Source organism: Saccharomonospora halophila 8, assembly GCF_000383775.1.
GTDB classification, from domain to species: Bacteria; Actinomycetota; Actinomycetes; order Mycobacteriales; family Pseudonocardiaceae; genus Saccharomonospora; species Saccharomonospora halophila.
This window is the reverse complement of sequence record NZ_KB912513.1, coordinates 1-3908: the sequence shown is the minus strand read 5'-3', so window position 1 is coordinate 3908 and position 3908 is coordinate 1. Positions and strand designations below refer to the sequence as shown.

General features: G+C 73.1%; 4 protein-coding genes. 3 read left to right on the top strand and 1 reads right to left on the bottom strand.

The window, feature by feature from the left end; all coding sequences use genetic code 11:
- Positions 1-623, top strand: a 623-nt coding sequence (gene fabG, locus SACHA_RS20790; protein ID WP_019808388.1) for a 3-oxoacyl-ACP reductase FabG, incomplete at its 5' end; no start/stop codon positions are given.
- On the opposite strand, the gene SACHA_RS23335 is transcribed toward fabG, so the two are convergent.
- Complete coding sequence (locus tag SACHA_RS23335; RefSeq protein ID WP_019808386.1) at positions 614-1672, bottom strand: hypothetical protein; 1059 nt, start codon at positions 1670-1672, stop codon at positions 614-616. The two genes, fabG and SACHA_RS23335, sit on opposite strands and share 10 nt — an antisense overlap.
- 150 nt (positions 1673-1822) lie before the next feature.
- Between SACHA_RS23335 and SACHA_RS20780 the strand changes: the two genes are divergently transcribed.
- Positions 1823-2614 (top strand): hypothetical protein, encoded by a 792-nt coding sequence (locus tag SACHA_RS20780; RefSeq protein WP_083935798.1) that lies wholly within the window; start codon positions 1823-1825, stop codon positions 2612-2614.
- 5 nt (positions 2615-2619) lie between these two features.
- On the top strand, positions 2620-3908 hold a 1289-nt coding region (locus SACHA_RS0107275), incomplete at its 3' end, for a sensor histidine kinase (RefSeq protein ID WP_019808382.1).

Genomic DNA, 3908 nt, shown 5'->3' with positions numbered 1-3908 from the left:
CCGACGCCGCCGCCGCGACCGCCGCCGAACTCGGCGGGGACGGCACCGCGGTCGCCCACGGCTGCGACGTGACCGACCCCGACGGGGTGGACGCGCTCGTGCGGCGGTGTGTCGACGAGTTCGGTGCGCTCGACGTGCTGGTGAACAACGCGGGCATCACCCGCGACGCCACGATGCGGAAGATGTCGCTCGACGCCTTCCGCGAGGTGGTCGACGTGCACCTCACCGGAACCTGGTTGGGGACCAGGGCGGCGTCGGCGGTGATGCGGGAGCAGGGGCACGGCGCGATCGTGAACATCTCCTCGATCTCCGGCAAGGTCGGGAACCTGGGCCAGACCAACTACAGCGCCGCGAAGGCGGGGATCGTGGGACTGACGAAGGCGGCGGCGAAGGAGGTCGCCCACGCGGGCGTGCGGGTCAACGCCGTCCAGCCCGGGATCATCCGTACCGCGATGACCGGGGCGATGCGCGAGGACGTGTGGGAGGCCAAGCTCGCCGAGGTGCCGATGGGTCGTGCGGGCGAACCGGAGGAGGTGGCCAACGTGGTGCTGTTCCTGGCCTCCGACCTGTCCAGCTATCTCACCGGGACCACGACCGAGGTGACCGGCGGCCGCTACATGTGACCGGACGCCGGAGTTCGGTCGGGATCTCGGTCCCCGTGATCCCGGTCCTCGGGAGGGGCGAAGGTCGGAGACGGGTAGAGCGCCGGATCGTCGTCCGAACGGCCCGGTGAGCTGTCCGGGGCGTCGGCGGGTGCGTCCGCCGGACGTGGCCGGTCGTCGGGTCCGGCCGTCTCCCACCCGGGAACCTCCGTGGCGTGCGCGGCCGCGGTGAGCCGTCGGAGATCGTCCAGACGGTGGACGACCGTGTCGAGGTCGATCGGACGTCCGTCGGTGGTGCGGGCCAGGAACCAGATTACGGTTCGGGCGGGGTCGCGCAGGACGTCCTCGGCGAGGTAGGCGCGCAGATCCCGCTCGTACCGGCGCTCCTGTTCCCGGAGTGAGGCGTCCTTGCGGAGTCCGGCGAGGTGCCGGATCCGGTCGCGGTCCTCTTCGGACAGTCGTACGGAGATGTTCTCCGCCCACACGTGGAGGTGGCCCGCGGGCACCGAGAGCACCGTACCGAGCGCGGCGTTGAGCCGTTCGGTGAGCAGGTCGTGCTCCTCGGGCGCGCCCTCGGCGAGCAGGTGCCGGGCCCGGGAGACGACGGCCTCCCGCGCCAGCGCACCCGGGTTGGCGTGCAGCTCGGTGCGGCGGTCCGGGGTCGGGTCCGGAAGCCAGCACACCGTCGCGGAGAACAGGAACCGGTAGTCGTCCACGGCGCTGGCGAGCGAGAGGTCCGCCAAAACCGTCCGGCGGGTGTACGGCCACGCCGGTGACGTCGTGTCCGGGGCCGGTGCCGTCGCCCCCGACGGCCCGGCCCCCGACCGCCCGTGCGACGGCACCGTGCCCGTGGGCGGCGGGTCCCCGGGATCGTGGCCGGACCGGACGATGTGTCCGGTGGCGGAGTCCCGGGTGCGTGCCCGGTACACGAGCACCGCCACCGCCGACGGCACGAGGGCCGAGGGAAGCCACAACCACCACGGCCATCCCGACCCGACCGCGGCGAACACGACGGCCGCGGTGAGAAAAGCGGTGGCGGTGGCGGTCACCCCTCGCTCGGTGTCGGTCATCGTCGCACCCCCGGTTCCTGATGGACTACAGATTCTGGCCGAGGACAGCGGTGCGCGACAATGTCACCGTCGGTGGGAAGATCGGGCGGACCGACCACGGCCCCCGGGGCCTTCCGGCTGTCGTGGGCCGCCCACGTACCGGGGGTGAGTGTGTCGGGCATCGGGGATCTCGCGATCAATCTGGCGGCCAGCGTCATCGCGGGGCTGGCGGTGTGGCTGGCCGGACGGGTGCGCCGACGGCGGCGTGCCGCACGGATGCGGCGGTTCTTCGGACTCGGGCCGGGGGCGGACTGCGTGATCGTCGCCCCACGGCACGCCGGTTCGCCGTCGCGGCACAGTGTCCACCAGACCGACGTCGCGGCCATGCTGGAGGTGGCGGGCATCGCCCGGGACTGCGACTCCCGCGTGGAACTCCGGGTCCAGGGAATGTCTCCGCGGTTCGACGGAGCCTTCGGAGCGAACACCGAGTTCTGCGTCGGTGGTCCGGACGCCAACACCCGGACCGCGGCGCACCTGGAGACGTTCCTGCCCGGTGTCGCGATCGACAGGTACCAAGACGTGGGGGACGCACTGCACATCCGGGTCGGCGACGACCGGTTCTCGCGGGTGCCGGGTGTCGACGAGTACGTCGTGCTGGCGAAGTTCCCCACGGACGGCAGGACACTGTTCGTGGTGTGCGGTCAGACGTCGACCGCGAACCGGGCGGCGGCCCGGTACCTGCTGCACCACCGGGACGACCTGGTCGGCCGGCACGGCCTCGACGGCCGGTTCTGCCTGGTGCTGCGGGTCGTCCGGCCGCGCGCCTACGCGGACCGGGTCGTGCGTGTCGTCGCCGACGTCACCGACACGGCTTTCGCCGGGCCACCTCCCGGACACGCGGCCACGGCACCGGCGGGCGGCTCCGCCGACCGGCCGGATCCCGCACCGGATGCACTAGGTTGACCCTCGTGGAGGTCGACAGCGGGGGTACGGACCGCGCCGGTACGGACCGGCCGGTGGGGATCGCCGACACCGAGCCGGTGTGGGCCGACTGGCGTCGTCCGCCGCCTACCCCGGCGCAGCGGCGGCACGACGTTCTGCTGGGGCTGGGGGCCGTCGCGGGGGCACTCGTGATGACCGTGCTGGTCAACAGCATGGGTGCGTTCGCCTTCGGCACGGCGCCCGAACTGGCGGAACAACTGGGATGGGCGGTGGTCGTGACCGCTCCGCTGGTGGTGCGTCGCCGCTTCCCCCTCGCGGTCCTGCTGGTCGTGGCCGCGGTGTTCATCGCGGCCCAGGTCCGCCGGACCGGGGACAACCTGGTGCCGTCGATCGCGCTGTTCCTCGCCCTGTACACGGCGGGGGCGTGGGCCGAGGACCGGGCACGCGCCCGCCTGGCCCGCTTCGCCGTGATCGGGGCGATGCTCCTCTGGCTGGGCGTGTCCCTCGTACGGTCGCTGCTCAGTCCGGCCCCCGCGTTCGACGGCGCCGCCGGACCACTCGACCCGGTGTTGTCCACGGTGCTCTACACCATCGGGTTCAATCTGCTGTACTTCGCCGCCGCCTACTTCTTCGGCGACCTCGCGTGGCTGTCGGCGCGCACGCGGGCGGAGCTCGAACACCGTGCCGAACAGCTGCGCCGCTCGCAGGAGGAGAACACGCGCACCGCGCTCGTGGCCGAGCGCCTCCGGATCGCCCGCGACCTGCACGACATCGTCGCCCACCACGTGGCGGTGATGGGGATCCAGGCCGGTGCCGCCCGGCGCGTACTGGACGACGACCGCGAGCTCGCGCGCACGGCGCTGGACACGGTGGAGAGCACCGCGCGCACGGCGGTCGAGGACCTCCGCGGACTGCTCGGCGTCCTCCGCGCGGACGACCCGGACGGTATGGACGACCGCGGCGGCGCGGACGGCCGGGACGGCACCGGTCCGGACGGCACCGGTCCGGACGGCCTGCGGACACGGTCCTCTCCGGGATTGGCCGATCTCCCGGAACTGGTGCGAACCGCCCGCACCACGGGACTGCGACTGGAGCACGGGGTCTACGGGACCCCGCGGACCGTTCCCGACGGGGTCGGTCTCTCCGCCTACCGGGTGGTCCAGGAGGCGCTCACCAACATCGTCCGGCACGCCGCGGCACGCACGGTCGACGTCCGGGTGCGGTTCCGCGAACGGACTCTGGAGGTCGAGATCACCGACGACGGCCGGGGCGCGGCCGCCGCGGCGACCGGCACGTCCGGCCCCGGCCTGGGGCT

Coding starts and splice junctions, on each gene's coding strand:
- SACHA_RS23335 (WP_019808386.1), bottom strand. CDS start 1,672: ATGACCGACACCGAGCGAGGGGTGACCGCCACCGCCACCGCTTTTCTC.